Source organism: Rhodopseudomonas sp. G2_2311, from assembly GCF_047501505.1.
GTDB classification, from domain to species: domain Bacteria; phylum Pseudomonadota; class Alphaproteobacteria; order Rhizobiales; family Xanthobacteraceae; genus Rhodopseudomonas; species Rhodopseudomonas palustris_H.
In genome coordinates, this window is sequence record NZ_JAZDRK010000012.1 from 95211 (window position 1) to 118791 (window position 23581).

A 23581-nucleotide genomic window follows, 5' to 3' on the forward strand; every position below is an offset into this window, starting at 1 on the left:
TGGGGGTGTCGTCAGAACGCGGTGTAGCCGCCGTCGATCACGAAAGTATCGGCGGTGTGATACGACGAGGCCTTGCTCATCAGATACACCGCGATGCCGCCGAAGTCTTCCGGCTCGCCGAACCGCCGCACCGGAATCCGCGGCATCACATTGGCGACGAACTTGTCGTTGCCCATGATGCCGGCGGTCATGTCGCTCTTGATCCAGCCCGGCAGGATCGCATTGGCGGTGACGCCATAGCGCGCGAGTTCGACCGCCAGCGCGCGCACCAGCGCATTGATCGCCGCCTTGGTGGCTGCGTAGTGCTCGTTGCGCGCAGTGCCGAAGATCGAGGCGAGGCTCGAGGTGGCCACCAGCCGGCCGAACGGATCGCCGTCGGCAGCGCGCTCGGTCATGTGCCGCGCTGCTGCCTGGAAGGCGTGGAAGACGCCGTCGAGATTGGTGGCGAACATCGAGCGCCACTGCTCCTCGGTGCGGTCGATGAAAGCCTGCCGGCCGCCGCCGCCGATGCCGGCATTTGCGAAGCAACCATCGACACGGCCGAACGCCTTCAGCGTCGCATCCATCGCGGCCTTCACCGACGCCGGATCAGTGACGTCGCAGATCTGAGCTTCGACCTTGCCGGGCGCGTTCGCCATGGTGGCGAGCGCAGCGTGATTCTTGACCGCGTTACGACCCCAAATCGAGACGTTGCAGCCCGCCGCGGCCAGCGCCTGGGCCATGCCGAGGCCGATACCACCGTTGCCCCCGGTGACGACCGCGACGCGGCCGCTCAGATCGAAAATGCTCATCCAGCGTTTCCATTTTTGTTTGTTGCGCGCTACACCGTGCGGGCCGGGCACGCGCTGTGATCGATGCTGGACCATGGACAAGCGCGTCGCAAAAATCAAATATGGCCTCACGTCGTGAAGCCCTTCCACAGCGCGGAATAACCGCGAACCGATAGCGCGAGGAAACAATGCAGTTCAAACACGTCACGCTCGATTTCGACGGTCCCGTTGCGATCCTGAAACTCGATCATCAGGAAGTGATGAACGCGGTGTCGATCGACATGCTCGGCGGACTCGGCGAAGCGCTCGACGCGATCGAAGACAAGCGCTCGGAAGTGCGCTGCCTGGTGATCACCGGCGCCGGCCGCGCGTTCTGCACCGGCGCGAATCTGCAGGGCCGCAACTCCGGCAACAACATGAGCCAGAGCGGCAAGGGCGCCGGCGCCGCGCTGGAGACCGCGTTCCATCCGTTCCTGCGCCGGCTGCGCAAGCTGCATTGCCCGATCGTCACCTCGGTGAACGGCCCGGCCGCCGGCGCCGGCATGAGCTTCGCGCTGATGGGCGACATGATCCTGTGCGCCAAGTCGTCGTACTTCCTGCAGGCGTTCCGCCGCATCGGCCTGGTACCGGATTGCGGCTCGACCTGGCTGCTGCCGCGGCTGGTCGGCAAGGCGCGCTCGGTCGAGTTGTCGCTGCTCGGCGAGAAGCTCCCGGCCGACAAGGCGCTGGAATGGGGCCTCGTCAATCGCGTCTACGAGGACGCCGAGCTGTGGACCGAAACCATGAAGCTCGCCCAGGACCTCGCCAACGGCCCGACCGTGGCGCTGTCGCTGATCCGCAAGATGTACTGGGACTCGCCGGAGAACTCGTTCGAGGAGCAGCTCAACCTCGAATTCGAATGCCAGCGCGTCGCCGGCTCCACCGACGACTTCAAGGAAGGCGTCGGTGCGTTCCTCGAAAAGCGTCCGGCGCAGTTCAAGGGCAAATAAGCCCGACATGGCATCTGCAGCTATTACCGACGCGCTGACGCAAAGCGTGATCGGTTGGTGCGCTGGCGCCACCGGCATTCGCGATCTCGCGCAGCTCTCCGGCGGCGCGAGTCAGGAGACCTGGTCGTTCGTGATCGAGCGGCCGGACGGCGACGTCGCGGCGATCCTGCGCCGCTCGCCGCCGGGCTATGGCAGCGTTTCCGGGCGTGCCGCCGGTCTCGATGTTGAAGCCGAACTGATGCGGCTCGCCTATGAGGCCGGCGTGCCGTCGCCGCAGGTGCTGCACGTCCTCACCGAAGCCGACGCCCTCGGCGCCGGCTTCGTGATGCGGCGTGTCGATGGCGAAACCATCCCGCGCAAGATCCTGCGGGATGCGGAGTTTGCCGCAGCACGCCCGAAGCTGGCGCGGCAGATCGGCTCGATCCTCGCCGGCCTGCACGGCATCGAGAGCGCCGCACTGCCGCCGCTGCGGACGATCAGCTCGACCGAGGAGATCGGCCTGTTGCGCGACGACTATCGCTCTTACGAGTGGCCGCGGCCGGTGTTTGAACTGGCGCTGCGCTGGCTCGCCGATCACGATCCCGGCGTGTCGAAAGCGATCACCTTGGTGCATGGCGATTTTCGCCACGGCAATCTGATCATCGGTCCGGACGGCGTGCGCGCCGTGCTGGATTGGGAGCTGGCGCATCGTGGCGATCCGATGGAGGATCTCGGCTGGATCTGCGTGAATTCCTGGCGGTTCGGCGAGATCGACAAACCGGTCGGCGGGCTCGGCTCGCGGGAGGAGATGTTCGCCGGCTACGAAGCCGCGGGCGGCCATGTCGACGAGGCGCGGGTCAAGTTCTGGGAAGTGATGGGCACGCTGCGCTGGGGCATCATGTGCTGCGGCATGATGCGGCGGTTCCGGGAAGACCCGGATCATTCGATGGAGCGCGCGATGATCGGTCGACGCTCGTCCGAAACCGAGATCGATCTGCTGCGGCTGCTGGCGCCGCGCAGTTAATCATTCAGCGAGGCAGCGATGCAGGACGAACCGAGGCCGGACGAATTGATCAAGGCGGTGGCGGACTTTCTGCGCGAGCAGATCGTTCCGCAAATTTCGGGCCATGCTGCGTTCAAGCTACGGGTCGGCATCAACGCGCTCGATCTGGTGACGCGGCAACTGGCGCTATCGGACGAAAGCGACGCCGAAGAACACGCCAGCCTGCGCGCTCTGCTCGGCCACGACGGCTCGCTGTTCAACCTCAACGCCGAGCTCGCCGACCGTATCGCCACCGGCTCGGTCGACCTGTCGACGCCCGGCGTCAAGGACCATCTGTGGCGCACCACGCTGGCCAAGCTGGCCGTCGACCAGCCGAACTATGCGAGCTATCGCCGGGAGTTGGAACAGAAGTAATGGATGACGGGGCGCAACGGCCTCGGAGTTGCTAGGGCCGACGCGCCCATCGTTCGTCATTCCGGGGCGCGCGTAGCGCGAGCCCGGAATCCATAATCCCTGTGCCATCGTCTTACTAACGGCGTCGATCTCCCGCCGCGCCAGTGCCGCCAATGCTGCGGCATATGGATTCCGGGTTCGCGAGCTGCGCTCGCGCCCCGGACTGACGAACGACAGGTGTTCCTTCGTCATTGCGAGCGAAGCGAAGCAATCCAGCGTCGCGCACGGGCTGGATCGCTTCGTCGCTGCGCTCCTCGCCATGACGAAAGAGGTTGCGCGGCGAACGAACTACTTACCCTGCCAGTTCGGCGCGCGCTTTTCCGAGAACGCCTTCGGGCCTTCGATATAGTCCTGCGACGCCACCATCGCCTTGACTGCCGGGTAGTCGCGCTGTTCGGCGATCGCTTGGGGCAGCGAGACGTCGAGGCCGCGCATCAGGGTTTGCTTCGAGGCGCGGATCGACATCGGCGAGTTCTTGCAGATCGTCTCGGCCCAGCGCTCGGCGGCGGCGAGCGCTTCGCCTTGTGGCACGACTTCGTTGACGAAGCCGAGTTCCAGGCCCTCGCGGGCGGGGACGTGACGGGCGGTGAGGATCATGCCCATCGCGCGCTTGAGCCCAATCTGGCGGGGGAGGCGGTGCAGACCGCCGGCGAGGGCGGCGAGGCCGACGCGCGGCTCCGGCAGTGCGAAGGTGGCGTTCTCGGCCGCGATGATCAGGTCGCAGGCGAGCGCGATCTCGAAGCCGCCGCCCATCGCCACGCCGTTGACCGCGGCGATGATCGGCTTGTCGCAGTCGAACCGCGAGGTCAGTCCGCCGAAGCCGCTTTCGCCCCAGCCGCGCTTGCCGCCGCTGGCCTGCCACTTCAGATCGTTGCCGGCGCAGAACGCCTTGTCGCCGGCGCCGGTGACGATCGCCACCCACTGCTCGGGATCGGCGGCGAACTCGTTGAACACGCCTTCGAGTTCGTAGTGCGCGTCGGTATGCAGCGCGTTGTAAACTTCCGGCCGCGACAGCGTGACGATGGTAATCGGGCCTTTGCGGGTAACGGTGGAGAATTGCAGCGCCATCGGCGTTTCCTTTTTTCGTTGGACAGAATTGGTGCGGCTGAAGCGCGCTTGACTTGTCGTGTGCGGCGCATGTTAATCGGTCGCTTAACAAGATCAACAACAACACGAAGACTGTGGGAGCACGCCTTGGATTTTTCTCTGCCGCCCGATTTGGTCGCCTATCTCGCCGAGCTCGATCGCTTCATCGAGTCCAAGATCAAGCCGCTGGAGCAGGCGGACGACAACATCCGCTTCTTCGATCATCGCCGCGAATGGGCGCGTACCGATTTCGAGCATGGCGGGCTGCCGCGTCACGAGTGGGAAGAGCTGCTGCGCAAGGCGAAGAACCTCGCCGACGACGCCGGCCATCTTCGCTTTGCGATTCCGAAGCGCTATGGCGGCCAGGACGGCACCAACCTCTGGATGGCGGTGATCCGTGAACACTTCGCCGCCAAGGGGCTCGGCCTGCACAACGATCTGCAGAACGAACATTCGATCGTCGGCAATTTCCCGATCGTGAAGATGCTGGATCTGTACGGCACGCCGGACCAGAAGGCGATGATCGACGGCTCGATCACCGGCAAGTATCGCATCACTTTCGGCCTGACCGAGCCAGATCATGGCTCCGACGCGACGCACATGGAGACGCGTGCTGAAGAGGCCGTGCGCGACGGCAAGAAGGGCTGGGTGATCAACGGCGAGAAGATGTGGACGACCGGTATGCACGTCGCCACGCATTGCGCGCTGTTTGCCCGCACCGCCGGCAAGGACGGTGACGCGCGCGGCATTACCTGCTTCCTGGTGCCGGCCGATGCGCCAGGCGTGAAGGTCGAAGAGTATTTGTGGACCTTCAACATGCCGACCGACCATCCGCGGGTGTCGTTCAAGGATGTATTCGTCACCGAGGATGCGGTGTTTGGCGAGGTCGGCCGCGGCCTGTCGCTGGCGCAGTGCTTCGTGCACGAGAACCGCATCCGCCAGGCAGCCTCGTCGCTCGGCGCTGCGGTGTTCTGCATCAACGAGAGCGTCAAATACGCGCGTGAGCGCAAGCCGTTCGGCGAGGAGCTGGCGCGCAACCAGGCGATTCAATTCCCGCTGGTCGAGCTCGCCACCCAGGCCGAGATGCTGCGCCTCTTGATCCGCAAGACCGCGTGGGAGATGGATCAGATGACCCAGGCCCAGGTCGAGCACACGCTGTCCGACAAGGTGTCGATGTGTAACTATTGGGCGAACCGGCTGTGCGGCCAGGCGGCCGATCGCGCCATTCAGGTCCACGGCGGCATCGGCTATTCGCGCCACAAACAGTTCGAGCACATCTACCGCCACCACCGCCGCTATCGCATCACCGAAGGCAGCGAGGAGATCCAGATGCGGAAGGTGGCGGGCTTCCTGTTCGGCTACATGGGCGCGAATAAGCGATAGATATCTGTAAGGTGGGCACGCTTCGCGTTGCCCACCTTACAGCGCTACACGCAGAACCTCTCCGTCGTCATTCCGGGGCGCGCGAAGCGCGAACCCGGAATCCATATTCCCTGGCTTTGCCGTGTCAGTAGGTGTTTGCCACGCGGTGGCCTAACGCGACCACTGTGGTTATGGATTCCGGGTTCGCGAGCTTCGCTCGCGCCCCGGAATGACGAACGTGAGGGATGTGCGCCGGGCTTTGGCGACGTAGCGTCGCCGTCCGATGTGGCTGCGCTCAGTTCACCTGCCGGTCCTTGCCGCTCCAATACGGATCGCGGAGCTGGCGGCGGAGTATCTTGCCGGATGCGTTGCGGGGCAGGGCCGGGATGAAGTCGATCGACTTCGGCGTCTTGTAGCCGGCGATGCGGGTGCGGGTGAAGCCGATGATGTCCTGCGCGGTCGCTTCCTTGCCGGGCTTCATCACCACCACGGCTTTTACCGACTCGCCCCACTGATCGTCGGGGACGCCGACCACCGCGACTTCCGCGACGTCGGGATGGTCGCAGATCGCGCTCTCGACCTCGGCCGGATAGATGTTCTCGCCGCCGGAGATGATCATGTCCTTGATGCGGTCATGGATATAGACGTAGCCGTCCTCGTCCATGTAGCCGGCATCGCCGGTGCGCAGCCAGTTGTCGCCGTCGATCGTCTTCTTGGTGGCGTCGGGGAGATTCCAGTAGCCCACCATGTTGGAGCCGGAGCGGGTGGCGATCTCGCCGACCTGCCGAGGCGGCAGCGGCTTGCCGTCGGGATCGAGGATCGCGATCTCGACGCCGGGCAGCGCCTTGCCGGCCGAGCGCATCCGCTCCAGGCCCTCGACGTGATCCTCCGGCGGCAGCGCCACGATGGTGCCGGTGGTCTCGGTCATGCCGTACATCTGCACGAAGCCGCATTTGAAGACCTCGATGCACTCCTTCAGCAGCGCCGCCGGGATCGGGGAAGCGCCGTACAGCATGTATTTCAGCCGCGAGAAATCGACCTCGCGGGCGCGCGGCTGCCGCACCACGAACTGCATCGCCGCCGGCACCATGAACAGCTTGGTGATGCCTGACTGCTCAAAGAAGTCGAGCACCTTGGTCGGATCGAACTCGCGCGCGATTACGCCCTTGGCGCCGTGATACACCCCCATCATGCCCCAGCCGGAGCCGCCGATGTGGAACACCGGCATCGCCACCAGTGACACGTCATCGGGCGTCCAGGTGTTCCACTCCGGCTTGTTATCCTGGCCGGCGCGGACCAGCGACAGGAAGTTGGCGTGGCTGAGCATCGCGCCTTTCGGCTTGCCGGTGGTGCCGGAGGTGTAGAGCTGGATCGCGATGTCGGACGGCGCGATCCCGACCTGCGGATCATCGCCCGGTTGCGCGTCGCGCCATTTGGTGAAGTCCTGCCATTCCGGCGCGCCGCCTTCGGTGGTAATGATATGGCGCACGCTCGGGATCTGGTCCTTGAGGCCGCGGACCTGATCGACGAATTCCGGGCCGACGAACAGGATCGCCGCCTTGCAGTCTTCGACGATGTAGGCGATCTCCGGCCCTGCGAGGCGCCAGTTCACCGGCGCCATCACCGCCTTGGCCTTGATCGCGCCACTCCACAGTTCGAAATAGATATCGCTGTTCTTGCCGAGATAGGCGATGCGCTCGTTCGGCTGCACGCCGGAGGCCTGCAGTGCGCGGGCGACCTGGTTGGTGTGGCGATCGAAGTCGGCAAAGGTGGTGATGCGGCCTTCGAACTCGTAGGCGATCTCGTTGCCGCGGGTCTCGGCCTGCGCACGGATGACGTCGGCCAGCGTGGCCGGCTCGGCTGCCTCGGACATTGTCTCTCCCTTGGATATTGTTAGTTCGTTGCTTGTTGTTTGCACGAAGTCTGCCGCGCTTCGGCTGCAAACACAAGCGGGAGGGAATGTCGCGGGGATGATGAACGTGCGGCCTGGAGGCCAATGGCGCCGCTTGCAAAGCACAAAAGCTGCGCAGCACAAGATGGTCATCGCCCGGCTTGTCCAGGCGACCCAGTATTGCAGGGCGTTCGTGGTTAGCCGCTGACGCCCTGAAATACTGGATCCCCCGCATACGCGGGGGATGACGTCGTCATTAGTTGGTTCGTGCGTGCGATCCGAGCTTGTTATCCCCGCTGCGCGCGGTCTTTTTCGTTCTGGGCTTTGATCGAGGCCTTGGCGTTTTCCCAATCGTCGTTGCTCCAGTCGCGCAGCTGGTAGAAGTTGCCGCCCATCGCGAGGCCCTGCGCGCCGTCCATGGCGATGGTTTCGCCGCTGATCCAGTCGCAACCGCCGGAGATCAGGAAGGTCGCGAGGTTCTGCAGCTCTTCCATGGTGCCGACGCGGCCCATCGGGTTCATCTTGATGGTGCGGGCGCCGGCTTCGTCGCCCGGTTTGATCCGCTTGCTCATGCCTTCGGTCGGAATTTCGCCCGGCGCAATGGTGTTGAGGCGGATGCCGTATTTGCCCCATTCGGTGGCGAGCGACATCGTCATGGCGTGGATCGCCGACTTGCTCATCGCCGACGGCACCACATAGGGGCTGCCGTTGCGCACCCAGGTGGTGGTGATCGACACCACGTTGCCGCGGTGGCCGCCGGCGATCCAGCGCTTGCCGACCGCATGGGTGACGTAGAACGTGCCGTGCATCACGATGTTGGCGACGGCGTCGAAGCCGCGCGGGCTGAGATCCTCACTCCGCGAGATGAAATTTCCGGCCGCGTTGTTGATCAGGTCGGTGAGCGGCCCGCTCTCGAAGATGGTCTCGACCATATGGTCGACCGCCGCGGCGTCGCGGATATCGACGCCGTAGGTCATCACCTTGCCGCCGTACTGATCCATCAGTTCGGTCGCGGTCTCGTCGCACACGCCCTTGCGACGGCCGCAGATGTTCACTTCGGCGCCGAGCTGCAGGAAGCGCGCCGCCATCGCCTTGCCGAGGCCGGTGCCGCCACCGGTGACGAGGATGCGACGGCCGGCGAGAAGCTGATCTGTGAACATGAAGAAAACCGCCCGGAAAAGTTGAAGCTGATCATTAATTAGGCGATTGACTAAATCCCGACAACGCTTTTCTGTAGCGCCGCAACGCAAAACAAAATGGAGGATGTCCCGATGAGCGACCGCGTTTCGGTGACGATCACGGACGGTGTCGCCGATGTCCGCCTGGTGCGCGCGGACAAGATGAATGCGCTCGACGCCGCAATGTTCGAGGCTTTGGTGAAGGCCACCGAGCGCTTGGCGAACGAGAAGGGCGTGCGCGCCGTGGTGCTATCCGGCGAGGGTAAGGCGTTCTGCGCCGGCCTCGACATGGGACGTTTCGCCGCGATGAAGGACAGCGGTGGCAACGGAATTCCGGGAGGCGAATTTCGCGACCTGACCAAGCGCACGCACGGCCAGGCCAACGCTGCGCAGCAGGCGGTGTGGGGCTGGCGGATGCTGCCGGTGCCGGTGATTGCTGCGGTGCACGGCGTCGCCTTCGGCGGCGGCTGTCAGCTCGCGCTCGGCGCCGACATCCGGCTGATGGCGCCGGATGCCAAGATGTCGATCATGGAAATCAAATGGGGCCTGGTGCCCGACATGGCCGGCACGCCGATCCTGGCGACGCTGCTGCGCGACGACGTGCTGCGCGAACTGACCTACACCGGACGGATCGTTGCGGCACAGGAGGCTGTGAGCATCGGCCTCGCCACCAAGATCGTCGACGATCCGTACCAGGCCGCGCTGGAGATGGCGCGCGAGATCGCCGGCAAGAATCCGGACGCGGTGCGCGCTGCCAAGCGGATGATGAATAAGCTCTCGGTCGATCCGGGCCCGGCGCTGCTCGCCGAAAGCGTCGAACAGCAGAAGCTGATCGGTTCGCCGAACCAGACCGAAGCGGTGCGCGCGAATATGGAAAAGCGCGCGCCCAACTTCGTCGACGCATAGCGCTACGCGGCAAATACATGACTTATCGAGGGGACGCCGCGCGCATCGCGCGGCGTCTTCGCGTATAAGCGCCGCATCATCGTGCTGCAGCGTGCGGTCATCCTTGCGCGCTGCGGCCAACCCCGACTCGAGAATCGGAGAGTAACAATGTCCGAGAACCAGCTTTATCACGGCATCATTTCCGGCGACCGCCGCCGCAGCTTCGACGAAGTGAACGCGCGCGTCGCGACCATCGCCGGGGGCCTGCAGGCGCTCGGCGTCAAGCCCGGCGACTGCGTCTGCGTGCTGATGCGCAACGACATCGCCTTCATGGAAGCCGTGTACGGCGTGATGACGCTCGGCGCCTATGCGGTGCCGGTGAACTGGCATTTCAAGCCGGAGGAAGTCGGCTACATCATCGGCGATTCCGCCACGCGGGTGCTGATCGGCCACGCCGACCTGTTGCACAGCGTCGCCTCCGCGATCCCGGCCGAGCTCATGGTGCTCAGCGTGCCGACGCCGCCGGAAGTGATCGCCAACTACAAGATCTCGCCGGATCATCTGTCGCCGCCGGCGGGTGCGATCGATCTCGACGGCTGGCTGGCGCAGCAGAAGCCGTATGACGGCCCGGCGCTGCCGCAACCCCAGAACATGATCTACACCTCCGGCACCACCGGCCATCCGAAGGGCGTCAAGCGGTTCGCGCCGACGCCGGAGCAGGCGGCGCATGCCGAAAAGATGCGTGCGACGATCTACGGCCTCAAACCTCAAGTGCGGGCGCTGTGCCCCGGCCCGCTGTATCACTCCGCCCCGAACTCGTTCGGCATTCGCGCCGGCAAGCTCGGCGGCGTGCTGGTGCTGATGCCGCGCTTCCACCCCGAAGAGTTCCTGGCGCTGGTGCAGGAGCACAAGATCGGCACCGTGTTCATGGTGCCGACGATGTTCATCCGGATGATGAAGCTGCCGGCGGAGGTGCGCGCCAAGTACGACGTCTCGTCGCTGCGCCATGTCATCCACGCCGCGGCTCCGTGTCCGGCCGACGTCAAGCGCGCGATGATCGAGTGGTGGGGGCCGGTGATCTATGAGTTCTACGGCTCGACTGAATCCGGTGCGGTGACGTTTGCGACGTCCGAAGACGCGCTGAACAAGCCCGGCACTGTCGGCAAGATCGCGCACGGCGCCGAACTGAAGTTCATCGACGATGACGGCAACGAAGTGCCGCAGGGCGAGATCGGCGAGATCTTCTCGCGGATCGCCGGCAATCCGGATTTCACCTATCACAACAAGCCGGAGAAGCGCACCGAGATCGACCGCGGCGGCTTCATCACCTCCGGCGACATGGGCTATCTCGACGATGATGGCTATGTCTTCATCTGCGATCGCAAGCGCGACATGGTGATCTCGGGCGGCGTCAACATCTATCCGGCCGAGATCGAGGCTGCGCTGCACGCCGTGCAGGGCGTGCACGACTGCGCGGTGTTCGGCATTCCGGATGCGGAGTTCGGCGAAGCGCTGATGGCGATGCTCGAGCCGCAGCCGGGCGTGACGCTCGACGAGAGCTTCATCCGGTCGCAGCTCAAGCTGGCGCTCGCCGACTACAAGGTGCCCAAGCACATCAAGATCATGCCGGAGCTGCCGCGCGAGGATTCCGGCAAGATCTTCAAGCGCCGCCTGCGCGATCCGTATTGGGCGAATGCCGGCCGGGTGATCTAGCAGCGGTTCTGTCTCTGACGGGATCCGGCCGGCGCGTTGCGCCGCCATGCCATGAGGCTCCGCCGTGTTGCGCCTTGGCGGCGGAGCTCCAAGTTCACCGACATGGGACGAGTCTAGCTTGCGGCGCTCTTGCGTTCCGGGCCGGCCTCGTCTTCGGCCGGCTGATGATCGGCGCGGCCGAGGGCGGCGCGGACCAGGCGTGCCAGATCGGCTCGGCGGAACGGCTTCGATAGCAGCAGCACGCCGGGGTCGAGCCGGCCGTGATGCATGATGGCATTCTCGGTGTAGCCTGAGGTGTACAGCACCTTCACCGGCCGCAGCCGCGCCACCGCGTCGGCGAGCTGCCGGCCGTTCATGCCGCCCGGCATGATAATGTCGGTGAGCAGCAAATCGAACGGCGTTCCGCGCCGCACTTCCGCCAGCGCTGCGGTGCCGTCCGCGGCCGGAATGGTGCGATAGCCGAGGCCGCGAAGCTGCGCGAGTGCGAAGTTGCGGACCAATTCGTCGTCTTCGACCAGCAGGATGGTTTCGGTGCCGCCTTCGATCGGCGTGATCGACGGCAGGGCATCGACGTCGGAATCGGCGCGGGGCAGGTACAGCCGGATCGTGGTGCCGTGCTGTTCCTCGCTGTAGATCTGGATGTGGCCGTTCGACTGTTTGACGAAGCCGTACACCATGCTCAGGCCGAGGCCGGTGCCCTTGCCGACGCTCTTGGTGGTGAAGAACGGCTCGAACGCTTTCTCCAGCACGTCGGGCGTCATGCCGGCGCCGGAGTCGCTGACTGCGATCATCACATAGCGGCCCGGCTTCACCTCGGGGTGATGTTCGGCGTAGTCGTCGTCGAGCATCACGTTGGCGGTCTCGAACAGCAACTTGCCGCCGCCCGGCATCGCGTCGCGGGCGTTGACGGCAAGGTTGAGCAGTGCCGACGACAACTGCGACGGATCGATCAGCGCCGGATCGACCGCCGGATCGAGCCGAACGTCGATGTCGATGTGCTCGCCGATGGTCGGCCGTAGCAGCTGCTTGATGTTCGACACCACGGTATTGACGTCAATGTTGCGCGGCTGCAGCGGCTGCTTGCGGGCGAAGGCGAGCAGCTGACGGGTGAGGTCTGCGCCGCGCTCAGCGGCCTGGTCGATCATTTTGGCGATGGTGACGAGGTCGGGCCGGTCGGCCAGCTCGTCGAGCAAGATCTCGGCGGTGCCGCTGATCACCGTCAGCATGTTGTTGAAGTCGTGCGCGACGCCGCCGGTGAGCTGACCGATCGCCTCCAGCTTCTGCGATTGGTGCAGCCGCCGTTCGGTCTCCTTCAATTCGGAGACGTCGCTGAACACCACCACCGCGCCGCTGATCGTGCCGTCGGCCTCGCGGATCGGCCGCGCGTTGCCGGAGACATCGACAATCTTGTCGCTGCCGAGCACATGGACGACGAACTCGAAGCGATCAATCGGCTCGCCGCGCATCGCCCGTCGTCCGGGACGCTGATCCACCTCGAGCGGCGTGACGCCGTCAGCGAGGAACGACTCGACCGAAGTCTCCCAGGTCGGCCCCGTGATGCCGGTGGGCGAGGTGCGCAGCGCCACCGCGGCGGGGTTCTCATAGACGATCACCCCTTCGGTATCGACCAGCAGCACGGCCTCGGCCATCGCATTCATGATCGATTCGAAAATCTCCTTCTCGCGGCGGAGCGCGGCGGTCTTCTCGCGCGACTCCTGCATCGTCGAAGAGAACGCCTGCGCCAGCACTCCGATCTCACCGCCGGCGTTGCGCGGCAACGTCAGCGGCCCGCCGCTACTGAGGCTTTCGACCGCACGGGTCATCTCCGAGAGCGGCCTCGCCAAGCTGCGGGCGAACGTCACCGCCAGCACGATCGCCACCAGCACCGCGAAGCTGCCGCCGACCAGCGTTGACTTCCCCCACGCCAGCATCGGGCCGCGCGTCATATCGTGCTCGGCGATCGCTTCGACCAGCGCCAAAGGCGTCTCGGTGCCGGCGTTCATCGGCTGATAGGCGACGCCGAACCGACGGCCGTCGCTGCTCTCGATAACGGCCGGAGTCCAGCGGTCGGTCGCCAGCGCCTCGGCCAGCGTGGGAAAATCCTGCTCCAAGGTGGAGGGGAAGCCGATCGCTAGGTCGCCCCGAGAGGCGTCCGGGTGGAACAAGTAGTGCCCCTTGTCGTCCACCACATAGATCTTCGACGCCGCCAGTACCGGGTCTTTCAGCCGCTCGAACGGCCTTCTCAGGTCGATCGTCGCGGCCAGGACGCCGAACCGCGCGCCTTCGTCGCTGAACACCGGGGTGACGACACGAATGACGGGACGCAATGTTGCAGCGTCGTGCTGTGGGGGTTTGGCGGACGGCTGCTCGATCGGTTCGAATTCGACGTTCGAGATCAGCATCTCGCCGTCTTTGGCCGACATGCCGAGCTGAATGATCTCACGTCCGCCCGCGAACGCTAACTCGTCATCGGGAACGATACGAATCTTGCCGGTTGTCTGACGCTCGACTCGGATGATGTCGCGGCTCTGGTTGGCGACGCCGATCAGGCGGTAGCGTGCGAAGTCCGGCTTGTTCTCCAGTTCTAGCGCGAGGCGGCGGCCGATCCGTTCGCGCCATTGCGGCAGGCTCCCCCCGCCGGCGACGGTCTTTGACGGGTCGAGGCTGAGTTCGATCAGCTCGTCGATGCCGATGATCTGGCGGAAGCCCATCAGATCGGCGGTGGCGCCGTTGACAAGGTGGGACAGCTCGCGCGCCTGCCAGCTTGCATTGGCGTCGAGCCCGGCTAAAGTCCGCTCGATCGCCACCGGCGCGATGTTGCGATAGCCGAGGTAGCCGACCCCGCTTGCGGTCAGCATTGCCGTCGACATCACCAAGATCGCCAGCCTGGTCGAAAGCGTCAGCCCCTTGCGCAACGTGCCACCCTCCTAGGTTGTGACCCTAGGCATGGCTTCGGCAGCGCCGCAACGATGCGAGGCAAATAAGCTAAGTTTTCTTTGGATAGTTACAGAGTTGTGAGTTCCTGTGGCGGGAACCGGGAATTAGCAGCGACGATTTTGGTATCCAAATCCAGATCAGCGCGTGGGCGGATCGGACAATTCAGCAAGTAGTGCGTTCTCGGCCTGACTGTGGCTGTGTTCCTTGTGACGCAAGAGATGAAACGCGCGATGCGGCAGATCGAATCGCTGGCTGTGCAACGTGCCTGCGGTCAGTGACGGCGCGGCGACGAGCGCAGAGATCGCGGTGGCGCAGTCAGAACTTTCGACTGCGGCGCGGACCGCTTCGTTAGAGGGCAATTCCAGCCGCACATCGAGATCGGACAGCGCTAGCCCGCTGCGTTGCAGCGCGGCCTCGAACATCGCGCGCGTGCCCGAGCCGCGTTCGCGCAGCACCCAGCCGGTGGTGGTGAGCTTGGCAGTCGTCAGCCGCGGCAGCGTGCACCATGGATGGTCGCGTCCGACCACGATCACCAGATCATCGCCGCCGATCGGCGTCGCGTTCAGCAGCGGATCGTCGACCTCGCCTTCGACCAGGCCAAGATCGGTGCGGCCTTCGCGCACCGCGGCGGCGACCTGTTCGGTGTTGGCGATCGTGAGCTGCAGCGTGATGCCGGGATAACGCTGCCGGAAGCGCAGCAGCCGCTGCGGCAGCCAGTAGTTGCCGACGGTTTGGCTGGCGGCGACGCTGAGCGAACCTCGCTTCAGTCCGGCGATGTCGTCAAGCGCCTGTGCGGCGGCGCGCGCGCGGGCAAGCACGGCGCGGGCTACGCCGAGGAAGTCGCGACCGGCTTGCGTGAGCACGATGCCGCGGCCGACGCGGTCGAACAGCTTGACCCCGTGACGTGCTTCCAGCGCGGCGATTGCCGCGCTGGTGGCCGATTGGGTGAGGTTCAGTCCGCTCGCGGCGCGGGTCATGTGCTGCTGTTCGGCGACCGCGATGAAGATGCGGAGCTGTTCCAGTGTCATCCGTGCCATCCTGTGAGTTTGATCAGCATCAGCGAGAAGCCGGCGATGAACAGCGACGCGGTGAGGCCGAGCAAGGCGGGGCGTAGGCCGCGCGCGGCGAGTTTGCGCAGGTCGGTCTCCAGTCCCATTGCCGCCAGCGCCATCGACAAAAGGAAGCCGGTGATAGCCACGATCCAGCTCTTGGCCTCGTGCGGGATGGCGACGAACTGGTTGACGCCGATCATCGCCACGAAGCCGAGCACAAACCAGGGCATCGGCGGCGCCGCGGCGCGGTCGCCGGCGGGCAGATGCTTGGCGCGGAAGCGGGCCAGCATGCCAAGCGCGATCACCAGCGGCGCCAGCAGCATCACCCGAGCCAGCTTGGCGATGGTGCCGAATTCACCGGCGCGCTGGCCGCCCTGGAAGCTTGTCGCCACGACCTGGGCGATCTCGTGGATGGAGGCGCCGCTCCACAGCCCGAAGCCGTGAGCATCGAGATTGAACGCCGCCTGCAGCAGCGGGTAGCCGACCATCGCCAAAGAGCCGAACACGGTGACGCAGGCGACCCCATAGGCGACGTCCTCGTCATCGGCGCGGGTCACGGTGTTGGTGGCGATGATCGCAGAGGCGCCGCAGATTGATGTGCCGGCGGCGATCAGCTCGGCGAGCTTGCGGTCGACGCCGAGCACGCGACCGAACCACACCGTAAAGCAGAAGGTGGTGAGCAGCGTTGCGGCGATGATTGCAAGGCCTGCACCGCCGACCTCGATCAGCTGCGCGGTGGTGAGCTGCAGGCCGAGCAGGATGATGGCGAAGCGCAGCACTCGCCGCAGGCTGAACTTGACCCCCGGCACCGCCCAGGACGGCGTGCCGATGGCATTGTGGCCGACGATGCCGATCAGGATCGCCAGCAGCATCGGGCTGATGCCGGGCATGCCCGGAATGGCATGCAGGCCGACGGCGGCGGTTGCGATTGCGGCGGTCACCGCCACCCCTGGGGCGATCGCCGCGAGATGCCGTCCAAGGTGGGCGGCACGAGGGTGGTGGGGGTGCGGGTTCGGCTTGGCATTTGTGATGAGGCTCATGGATCGGCTCCTTGTTGGCCAATCCATTGCGGTTCCAGACTCATCAATCAAACAGATTGTTTTGTTTAAAGCAATCGATTTAGATGATTAATCTCTGAAGGGCCCGCCTAAAGCAGAGTTCCTTCTCTCTGGAACCGCCGCTGCACCGGATCGTTGCCAAGGTGTGACGCGTGCGGACGCCGGTTGGCAGCTTGCTTACCAAAGCGGGAGATCCGCCCCAGGACGTCACAGCGCGTCCGCGGGTTCCATGCTACACAGGGGCACGCTGGAGGGGATCGATCATGACAGACCTGCATTCAGACCCGTCGCGTGCAAAATGGCATTCCGGCATCGGCGGCTTCGTCGTCGGGGAGTGGCCGTATCTCTTGATGCTGCTGTTGGCGCTGTTCGGCGTCGCTTACACCAGCTTCTCCGAAACCAGCATCTACTGGGTGATCCTGGCCCCGTTCATCGGCCTGGTCTGCGTGGTGTCGCGCTGGCGTGAAGCCCGCGCTGCCGATCAGCACGTCTATCTGGTGGTGTCGCAGGTGCTGCATTGGGGCGCCGTGCTGCTGACCATGGAATTGATGTCGCTGCAGGTGACGCGCCAGCTCAGCGGCCTTGCCGCTGCGCTCGGCGTGCTGACGCTGCTGGCGCTCGGCACCTTCACGGCCGGTTTGCACATCCGCGCCTGGAAGATTGCGGTGGTCGGCGTCATCCTTGGCGTCAGCGTCCCGGCGATCGCCTTCCTGCAGCAATCGGCGCTGCTGATCCTGCTGGTGATCGGCCTGATCATCGCCATCGTGGTGCCGTTCGTTTGGGCCAAGCGCCGGCCTGCGCCAGCTTCGGAGCCGCTATTCCAGCCGCCGTTCACCCGCACCACCACCCCGCCGACCTCGGCCAGCGCGCGGCCGGTGCCGCAGCCGCCGCTGTACGAAACGTCGGTCGCGGCCCCGATGCCGGTCGCCCCGCCGCCGGCTCCGACGCCCAGCGCTGCCGAGCCGGCCTCGCCGCCGCCCGACAGCGACACGCCGCCGGACAATGTCCGCAACATCTCGGGCGCGCGCTAACTACCCTTCGACCAGGCCGCGCGACGTGCACCGCCGATTCTTGATCTTGCGTGCGGTGCACAAAATCCTTCAGGATACCGATCTGATCCTGGAGTGCTGCGATGTCGTCGTTGAACCTGTCCGCCGGTGCCGAGCCGGTTTCCGAACGTCCTGACGACGCGGCCGCGATCGAGGCCGAGACCCGGCTGCGCAACGACATCCGGCTGCTCGGCCGGATCCTCGGCGACACCGTGCGCGAGCAGGAAGGCCAGACCGTGTTCGATCTGGTCGAGAACATCCGCCAGACCTCGATCCGATTCCATCGCGACGACGACAAGACCGCGCGCGCCGAGCTCGAAGCGATCCTGGACGGAATGTCGATCCCCGACACGATGCGGATCGTTCGCGCCTTCAGCTATTTCTCGCACCTCGCCAACATCGCCGAGGACCAGAACAACATCCGCCAGATGCGCGCCGGCTCGACCGCGGGTTCGGCGCCGCGCGCCGGACTGCTCGCCAAGACGCTGGCGCATGCACGGCAGGAAGGGATCAGCGCGGCGGAACTGCGCAAGTTCTTTGCGACCGCGCTGGTCAGCCCGGTGCTGACCGCGCACCCGACCGAAGTGCGCCGCAAGAGCACGATGGACCGCGAAATGCAGATCGCTTCGCTGCTCGATCAGCGCGACCGCGTTCAGCTCACCGCCGACGAATGGGCCGACAATGAGGAGCGGCTGCGCCGCGCCGTCGAGACGCTGTGGAAGACCAATCTGCTGCGCCGAACCAAGCTGACGGTGCTGGACGAAGTCACCAACGGCCTGTCGTTCTACGACTACACTTTCCTGCGCGAGGTGCCGCGGCTGCACAGTGCGCTGGAAGACCGGCTTGCCGATGCGGCCAAGGCGGAAGGCGTCAACAGCGAAGGCGAGCTTGCGAGCTTCCTGCGGATGGGAAGCTGGATCGGCGGCGATCGCGACGGCAATCCGTTCGTCACCGCCGAGGTGCTGCACGGCACCTTGAAGCTGCAGAGCACCCGCGTGCTGCGCTATTATCTCGACGAGCTGCACGAGCTCGGCTCGGAGTTGTCGCTGGCCTCGCATCTCGCCGGTACCACCGACACCGTCAAGGCGCTGGCCGAGACCTCGCCCGACACCTCGCCGCATCGCAAGTACGAGCCGTATCGCCTCGCGGTGTCCGGCATCTACGCGCGGCTCGCAGCGACCGCGCTCAAGCTCGAGGTCGAGAACCTCCGCGCGCCGGTCGGCGAGGCCGAGCCCTACGCCAGCGCGCAGGACTTCAAGGCCGATCTCGACGCCATCCATCTGTCGCTCACCCAGCACAATTCCGGCGTGATCGCGCGCGGCCGGCTGCGCCAGCTCCGCCGGGCGATCGACTGCTTCGGCTTCCATCTCGCCAGCCTGGACATGCGGCAGAACTCGGCGGTGCACGAGCGCACCATTACCGAGCTGATGGACGCGGCCCGGCCCGGCACCTCCTATGCGATGCTCGACGAGGAGGCGCGGATCGCGCTCTTGATCAGCGAGCTGCGCAGCACCCGGCCGCTGACCTCGATGTTCGTCAAATACAGCGACGAGACCGTCGGCGAGCTAGCAGTGTTCCGCGAAGCCGCGAAGGCGCACGCGACCTACGGGGCGGCGGCGATCCCCCAATGCATCATCTCCATGACCAAGGGCGTCTCCGATCTGCTCGAAGTCGCGGTGCTGCTCAAGGAAGTCGGGCTGATCGATCCGTCGGGGCGTAGCGCCATCAACGTGGTGCCGCTGTTCGAGACCATCGAGGACCTGCAGGCCTGCGCCAAGATCATGGACCGGCTGTTGTCGATCCCGGAATATCGCCGGCTGGTCGACAGCCGCGGCTCGGTGCAGGAGGTGATGCTCGGCTACTCCGACAGCAACAAGGACGGCGGCTTCGTCACCTCGGGCTGGGAGCTGTACAAGGCCGAGATCGGCCTAATCGAGATCTTCGAGCACCATGGCGTGCGGTTGCGGCTGTTCCACGGCCGTGGCGGCTCGGTCGGCCGTGGCGGCGGTCCGAGCTACGACGCCATCGTGGCGCAGCCGGGCGGCGCCGTGAACGGCCAGATCCGCATTACCGAGCAGGGCGAGATCATCACCAGCAAGTATTCCAACGTCGAAGTCGGCCGCAACAACCTCGAGATCCTCGCCGCCGCGACGTTGGAAGCAAGCCTGCTGCAGCCGAAGCGGGTGGCGCCGCATCGCGACTATCTCGAAGCGATGGAGCAGCTCTCGGCATTGGCCTTCAAGGCGTATCGTGGCCTGGTGTACGAGACCGACGGCTTCGTCGACTACTTCTGGGCCTCGACGGTGATCAATGAGATCTCGACGCTGAACATCGGCAGCCGTCCGGCCTCGCGCAAGAAAACGCGCGCGATCGAGGACCTGCGCGCGATTCCGTGGGTGTTCTCATGGGCGCAGTGCCGGCTGATGCTGCCGGGCTGGTACGGTTTCGGCAGTGCGGTCTCGGCCTGGGTCACCGCGCATCCCGAGAAGGGCATCGCCTTCCTGCAAAAGATGTATCAGGAGTGGCCGTTCTTTCGCACGCTGCTGTCGAACATGGACATGGTGCTGTCGAAGAGCTCGATCGGCATTGCCTCGCGCTATGCCGAGCTGGTCGAGGACGTCGATGTCCGCGAGCGCATCTTCGGCCGCATCCGCGCCGAATGGCATTCGTCGATCGAGTATCTGTTCGCGATCATGCAGCAGGACCGCCTGCTGCAGAGCAACCCGCTGCTCGAACGCTCGATCCGCCACCGCTTCCCGTACCTCGACCCCCTGAACCACGTCCAGGTCCAGCTGCTGCGCGAACACCGCACCCACGATCCGGACGAACAGGTGCTCCGCGGCGTGCAACTGACGATCAACGGGATTTCGGCGGGGCTGCGGAATAGCGGGTGAGGGCGGGGTGCCGCTGGGATTGGTCTGGGCTCGTTCAGCCGGTGGAAAGGCGCGCCTGTTAGATTGGCGGCGATGCTGAAGCCGGCCAGCAGCCGCAGACACCGAGGACGTCCACCATGCATTGGCTCTATCTTCTGATCGCGATCGTGGCTGAAGTCGCCGGGACATCAGCGCTGAAGGCGTCGCAGGGGTTTACGGTGCTGTTGCCGTCGGTGCTGGTCGTCGTCGGCTACGGCGCGGCGTTCTATTTCCTGTCGCTGACGCTGACCAGCATCTCGGTCGGCATTGCTTATGCGCTATGGTCCGGGATCGGGATCGTGCTGATCTCGGCGGTCGGCTGGCTGTGGTTCGGCCAGGCCTTGGACGCCGCGGCGATGGTCGGCATCGCGTTCATCATCGCCGGCGTCGGCATCATCAATTTCTTTTCGAACGTGTCGGCGCATTAGAGCGCAGCGGGCTCGCCGAGACCCGCGCGGATAATTTCGGCACTGCGATCTGCCGCGTCGCTTCAAGCGGAGCCGAATCGATCCTCCGACTTTGCATCCCGATACCGCGAGCGCTGTATCCCGCTACGGTCTGGTAGAGGGGTAGTTAGTTGCGTGCCAAAAATGTCGGCGCGTGTGCTTAGTTAGTAAGCACGAAGTACGACAGGTCAAACTTTTGTCAGGATACGGCTCGGCCAAGCCGATCGCCAGCAACGACACCGCCGAAGGCCGGGCGCAGAATCGGCGGATCGAATTCGTGGTGAAGTAACTCCCCCTCCAAGGTGCTTCACCCGACGGAAAAGCCCGCTGCAAGGCGGGCTTTTCTGTGTGTGTAAACTGCGGGGGCTGTTAGTTCTTCGAGTCATTCCGGGGTGCGAGCGCAGCTCGCGGACCCGGAATCCCGAGTTGGTAGCGACGGCCGGGTGTCCCACAGCTCCGGATTCCGGGTTCGCGCCTGGCGGCGCGCCCCGGAATGACGTGCTGGTGTTTAACCGATCGTCGTCGTGGAGCTGACCGAGTTTACACCGGATCCCAGTTGAAGATGTCGGCGGAGCGGTCGAGCTTGTAGAACGAGCCCTTCAGCGCCGGCATGCCGTGCTCGGCGAGGCTTTCGCAGGTCCAGCCGCCGTCGCGGTGCACCGAACGGATCGGGCGCGACTGGCCCATCAGGAAGATCTCGTTCATCCGCACGGCGAAGATCTGGCCGCTGACGTCCTTGGCGGCGTCGCCGAGCAGATACACCGACAGCGGCGCAATCTTCTCCGGGCCCATTTGCTGCATCCGCGCGACGCGGGCCTTCTCGGCCTCGGTCTCGGTCGGAATGGTGCCGATCAGGCGGCTCCAGGCGAACGGCGACACGCAGTTGGAGCGGACGTTGAAGCGGCTCATGTCGAGCGCGATCGACTTCGACAGGCCGACGATGCCGAGCTTGGCGGCCGCGTAGTTGGCCTGGCCGAAATTGCCGATCAGGCCCGAGGTCGAGGTGAAGTGCACGAACGAGCCGCTCTCCTGCTCGCGGAACAGCCGGGCAGCGGCGTGGCTGACGTAGAAAGTGCCCATCAGGTGCACCTTGATGACCTGCTCGAACGCGTCGATGCTCATGCGGTGGAAGATCGCATCGCGCAGAATGCCGGCGTTGTTCACCACGCCGTCGAGCTTGCCGTAGGTGTCGACCGCCTGCTTGACGATCTTGCTGGCGGGGATCGCCTCAGCGACGCTTTCGAAGTTCGCGACCGCGGTGCCGCCTTCCTTCTTGATCTCCTCGACGACCTGCTCGGCCGGGGCGGCGTCGGTGCCCGAGCCGTCGGAGGCGACGCCCGGATCGTTGACGACCACCTTGGCGCCTTCGCGCGCCGCGAGCAGTGCGATCTCGCGGCCGATGCCGCGCCCCGCGCCGGTGACGATGATGACTTTGCCGTCCAGTGCCTTGGCCATGTTTTTCTTTCCGTTGTTGGCGTTTGGTCGTTGATGGTGCCGCTGCGTTCACCTCTCCCCGCGTGCGGGGAGAGGTCGACCGGCGAGCGTGAGCGAAGCCGGGCGGGTGAGGGGGCGCTTCCACGCGGCCGAGCGGTTCAGACTCGCGGAGACGCCCCCTCACCCCAGCCCTCTCCCCGCACGCGGGGAGAGGGAGCGCGCCTCGCGGCGCCGATGGTCTGAACTACTTCTCGTTGGTGAAGATGATCGTCCCCGACGCCGCGAACATGCCGCCGACGCCGTGGCAGACCGAGATCTTCGCGCCTTCCACCTGCGCGGGCGCGATGCCACGCATTTGCCGGACGCTTTCCTGCAACGCATACATGCCGTACATGCCCGAGTGCATGTAGGACAGGCCGCCGCCGTTGGTGTTGAGCGGCAGCTTGCCGCCGGGGCGGGTGTTGCCGTCGGCGATGAACTTTCCGGTTTCCTCATACGGCATGAAGCCGAGGTCGCCGAGGCCGAACAGCGGCAGGTGCGCGAAGGCGTCGTAGATCATCAGATGATCGACGTCCTTGTGGCTGATGCCGGCCTCGCGGAACGCGGTCGGGCCCGCCACCTTGAAGGCCCGCGAGGAGTTGAAGGTCTCCATCTGGCTGACCATCGGCGTTTCCACGCTCTCGCCGGTGCCGAGCACATAGACCGGTTTGTGCGGGAAGTCCTTGGCACGATCGGCCGAGGTCATGATCAGCGCGCCGCCACCGTCGGTGACGAGGCAGCACTGCAGCAGGCGGAACGGATAGGCGATCATCCGCGAGTTGAGGACGTCCTCGACCGTGATCGGGTCCTTCATCATCGCGCGCGGATTCTTCGCCGCCCATTCGCGCTGCGCCACCGCGACCGAGGCGATCTGCTCGTGGGTGATGCCGTAGGTCTTCATGAAGCGCAGCACCGGGATCGGGAACTGGCTCGGCGGCCCGTAGATGCCGTAGGGCGCTTCGAACTGGCCCTGCAGGCTGTCGGCCTGGAACGAGCGCGGCAGTTTGCCGATCATCGACTTGCCGCTCTCGGCGTGGGTGATCAGCACCGTCTTGCACAGCCCGGCCTCGATCGCCGCGGCGGCGTGGCGGACGTGCAGCATGAACGAGCAGCCGCCGACCGAGGTGCCGTCGACCCAGGTCGGGGTGATGCCGAGATAGTGGGCGATCTGCTGCGGGGTTTCGACCGCGGTAGCGATGCCGTCGATGTCCGACAGCTTCAGCCCGGCGTCGGCGATCGCGTTGAGCGCGGCGTCGGCGTGGAGCTGGATCTGCGACATGTCGGGAATGACGCCGAGCTTGGTGGTTTCGGCGGCGCCGACGATAGCAACCTGATTGCGACGCAT

Annotated in this window: 18 protein-coding genes; 9 read left to right on the forward strand and 9 right to left on the reverse strand. The window is 65.3% G+C overall.

Features of this window, described 5'->3' with window-relative positions:
• Positions 1-11: 11 nt before the first annotated feature.
• Complete coding sequence (locus VRZ08_RS16390; RefSeq protein ID WP_011157263.1) at positions 12-791, reverse strand: SDR family NAD(P)-dependent oxidoreductase; 780 nt, start codon at positions 789-791, stop codon at positions 12-14.
• A 167-nt stretch (positions 792-958) separates the two neighbouring features.
• On the opposite strand from VRZ08_RS16390, the gene VRZ08_RS16395 reads away from it, so the two are divergent.
• Genes VRZ08_RS16395 through VRZ08_RS16405 form a run of 3 tightly spaced genes read left to right on the forward strand, consistent with a single transcriptional unit; the run spans position 959 to position 3155 of the window.
• On the forward strand, positions 959-1759 hold the full coding sequence (locus tag VRZ08_RS16395; RefSeq protein WP_408018249.1) for an enoyl-CoA hydratase/isomerase: 801 nt from the start codon (positions 959-961) through the stop codon (positions 1757-1759).
• A 7-nt stretch (positions 1760-1766) separates the two neighbouring features.
• The gene (locus tag VRZ08_RS16400; RefSeq protein WP_414533217.1) at positions 1767-2762 is read left to right on the forward strand and encodes a phosphotransferase family protein; all 996 of its coding nucleotides are present in this window, start codon (positions 1767-1769) and stop codon (positions 2760-2762) included.
• Positions 2763-2780: 18 nt separating this feature from the next.
• On the forward strand, positions 2781-3155 hold the full coding sequence (locus tag VRZ08_RS16405) for a DUF6285 domain-containing protein (protein ID WP_346296980.1): 375 nt from the start codon (positions 2781-2783) through the stop codon (positions 3153-3155).
• Between the two features lie 327 nt (positions 3156-3482).
• On the opposite strand, the gene VRZ08_RS16410 is transcribed toward VRZ08_RS16405, so the two are convergent.
• Positions 3483-4262 (reverse strand): enoyl-CoA hydratase-related protein, encoded by a 780-nt coding sequence (locus VRZ08_RS16410; RefSeq protein WP_107354928.1) that lies wholly within the window; start codon positions 4260-4262, stop codon positions 3483-3485.
• A gap of 126 nt (positions 4263-4388) precedes the next feature.
• Between VRZ08_RS16410 and VRZ08_RS16415 the strand changes: the two genes are divergently transcribed.
• Complete coding sequence (locus VRZ08_RS16415; protein WP_164574011.1) at positions 4389-5663, forward strand: acyl-CoA dehydrogenase family protein; 1275 nt, start codon at positions 4389-4391, stop codon at positions 5661-5663.
• A gap of 274 nt (positions 5664-5937) precedes the next feature.
• On the opposite strand, the gene VRZ08_RS16420 is transcribed toward VRZ08_RS16415, so the two are convergent.
• Together VRZ08_RS16420 and VRZ08_RS16425 are read right to left on the reverse strand one after the other, a co-directional pair.
• Entirely contained in the window at positions 5938-7515 is a 1578-nt protein-coding gene (locus VRZ08_RS16420; protein WP_414533218.1) for a fatty acid--CoA ligase, read from the reverse strand.
• Between the two features lie 305 nt (positions 7516-7820).
• Entirely contained in the window at positions 7821-8693 is an 873-nt protein-coding gene (locus tag VRZ08_RS16425; protein WP_414533219.1) for an SDR family oxidoreductase, read from the reverse strand.
• A 111-nt stretch (positions 8694-8804) separates the two neighbouring features.
• Here VRZ08_RS16425 and VRZ08_RS16430 point away from each other — a divergent pair, with 111 nt between their 5' ends.
• Positions 8805-9617 (forward strand): crotonase/enoyl-CoA hydratase family protein, encoded by an 813-nt coding sequence (locus tag VRZ08_RS16430; RefSeq protein ID WP_414533220.1) that lies wholly within the window; start codon positions 8805-8807, stop codon positions 9615-9617.
• 147 nt (positions 9618-9764) lie between these two features.
• A complete protein-coding gene (locus VRZ08_RS16435) occupies positions 9765-11309 on the forward strand; it encodes an acyl-CoA synthetase (RefSeq protein ID WP_414533221.1) in 1545 nt (514 codons plus the stop codon).
• A 113-nt stretch (positions 11310-11422) separates the two neighbouring features.
• On the opposite strand, the gene VRZ08_RS16440 is transcribed toward VRZ08_RS16435, so the two are convergent.
• The 3 genes from VRZ08_RS16440 to VRZ08_RS16450 all read right to left on the reverse strand — a co-directional run bounded on the left by VRZ08_RS16440 (position 11423) and on the right by VRZ08_RS16450 (position 16338).
• Positions 11423-14224, reverse strand: coding sequence for an ATP-binding protein (locus VRZ08_RS16440; RefSeq protein WP_414533222.1), 2802 nt, complete (start codon positions 14222-14224; stop codon positions 11423-11425).
• A 159-nt stretch (positions 14225-14383) separates the two neighbouring features.
• Positions 14384-15274, reverse strand: a complete 891-nt coding sequence (locus tag VRZ08_RS16445; protein ID WP_414533223.1) for a LysR family transcriptional regulator — start codon at positions 15272-15274, stop codon at positions 14384-14386.
• Positions 15271-16338, reverse strand: coding sequence for a YeiH family protein (locus VRZ08_RS16450; protein ID WP_414533224.1), 1068 nt, complete (start codon positions 16336-16338; stop codon positions 15271-15273). The genes VRZ08_RS16445 and VRZ08_RS16450 overlap by 4 nt, the downstream gene beginning before the upstream one ends.
• A 281-nt stretch (positions 16339-16619) precedes the next feature.
• On the opposite strand from VRZ08_RS16450, the gene VRZ08_RS16455 reads away from it, so the two are divergent.
• The 3 genes from VRZ08_RS16455 (at position 16620) to VRZ08_RS16465 (ending at position 20745) form a co-directional block, all read left to right on the forward strand.
• Complete coding sequence (locus tag VRZ08_RS16455; RefSeq protein WP_414533225.1) at positions 16620-17387, forward strand: hypothetical protein; 768 nt, start codon at positions 16620-16622, stop codon at positions 17385-17387.
• Between the two features lie 101 nt (positions 17388-17488).
• On the forward strand, positions 17489-20299 hold the full coding sequence (gene ppc / locus VRZ08_RS16460; protein ID WP_414533226.1) for a phosphoenolpyruvate carboxylase: 2811 nt from the start codon (positions 17489-17491) through the stop codon (positions 20297-20299).
• A 116-nt stretch (positions 20300-20415) separates the two neighbouring features.
• The gene (locus VRZ08_RS16465; protein ID WP_264054933.1) at positions 20416-20745 is read left to right on the forward strand and encodes a DMT family transporter; all 330 of its coding nucleotides are present in this window, start codon (positions 20416-20418) and stop codon (positions 20743-20745) included.
• 558 nt (positions 20746-21303) lie between these two features.
• Here VRZ08_RS16465 and VRZ08_RS16470 read toward each other — a convergent pair.
• Both VRZ08_RS16470 and VRZ08_RS16475 read right to left on the reverse strand, forming a co-directional pair.
• Positions 21304-22218 (reverse strand): SDR family NAD(P)-dependent oxidoreductase, encoded by a 915-nt coding sequence (locus VRZ08_RS16470; protein ID WP_164604605.1) that lies wholly within the window; start codon positions 22216-22218, stop codon positions 21304-21306.
• A gap of 223 nt (positions 22219-22441) precedes the next feature.
• Entirely contained in the window at positions 22442-23581 is a 1140-nt protein-coding gene (locus VRZ08_RS16475; RefSeq protein ID WP_164604606.1) for a thiolase C-terminal domain-containing protein, read from the reverse strand.

Excerpts from the sequence above, each read along its gene's own strand:
- VRZ08_RS16390 (WP_011157263.1), bottom strand. The coding sequence starts at position 791 with ATGAGCATTTTCGATCTGAGCGGCCGCGTCGCGGTCGTCACCGGGGGC.
- VRZ08_RS16395 (WP_408018249.1), top strand. The coding sequence starts at position 959 with ATGCAGTTCAAACACGTCACGCTCGATTTCGACGGTCCCGTTGCGATC.
- VRZ08_RS16400 (WP_414533217.1), top strand. The coding sequence starts at position 1,767 with ATGGCATCTGCAGCTATTACCGACGCGCTGACGCAAAGCGTGATCGGT.
- VRZ08_RS16405 (WP_346296980.1), top strand. The coding sequence starts at position 2,781 with ATGCAGGACGAACCGAGGCCGGACGAATTGATCAAGGCGGTGGCGGAC.
- VRZ08_RS16410 (WP_107354928.1), bottom strand. The coding sequence starts at position 4,262 with ATGGCGCTGCAATTCTCCACCGTTACCCGCAAAGGCCCGATTACCATC.
- VRZ08_RS16420 (WP_414533218.1), bottom strand. The coding sequence starts at position 7,515 with ATGTCCGAGGCAGCCGAGCCGGCCACGCTGGCCGACGTCATCCGTGCG.
- VRZ08_RS16425 (WP_414533219.1), bottom strand. The coding sequence starts at position 8,693 with ATGTTCACAGATCAGCTTCTCGCCGGCCGTCGCATCCTCGTCACCGGT.
- VRZ08_RS16430 (WP_414533220.1), top strand. The coding sequence starts at position 8,805 with ATGAGCGACCGCGTTTCGGTGACGATCACGGACGGTGTCGCCGATGTC.
- VRZ08_RS16435 (WP_414533221.1), top strand. The coding sequence starts at position 9,765 with ATGTCCGAGAACCAGCTTTATCACGGCATCATTTCCGGCGACCGCCGC.
- VRZ08_RS16445 (WP_414533223.1), bottom strand. The coding sequence starts at position 15,274 with ATGACACTGGAACAGCTCCGCATCTTCATCGCGGTCGCCGAACAGCAG.
- VRZ08_RS16450 (WP_414533224.1), bottom strand. The coding sequence starts at position 16,338 with ATGAGCCTCATCACAAATGCCAAGCCGAACCCGCACCCCCACCACCCT.
- VRZ08_RS16455 (WP_414533225.1), top strand. The coding sequence starts at position 16,620 with ATGACAGACCTGCATTCAGACCCGTCGCGTGCAAAATGGCATTCCGGC.
- ppc (WP_414533226.1), top strand. The coding sequence starts at position 17,489 with ATGTCGTCGTTGAACCTGTCCGCCGGTGCCGAGCCGGTTTCCGAACGT.
- VRZ08_RS16465 (WP_264054933.1), top strand. The coding sequence starts at position 20,416 with ATGCATTGGCTCTATCTTCTGATCGCGATCGTGGCTGAAGTCGCCGGG.
- VRZ08_RS16470 (WP_164604605.1), bottom strand. The coding sequence starts at position 22,218 with ATGGCCAAGGCACTGGACGGCAAAGTCATCATCGTCACCGGCGCGGGG.
- VRZ08_RS16475 (WP_164604606.1), bottom strand. The coding sequence starts at position 23,581 with ATGCGTCGCAATCAGGTTGCTATCGTCGGCGCCGCCGAAACCACCAAG.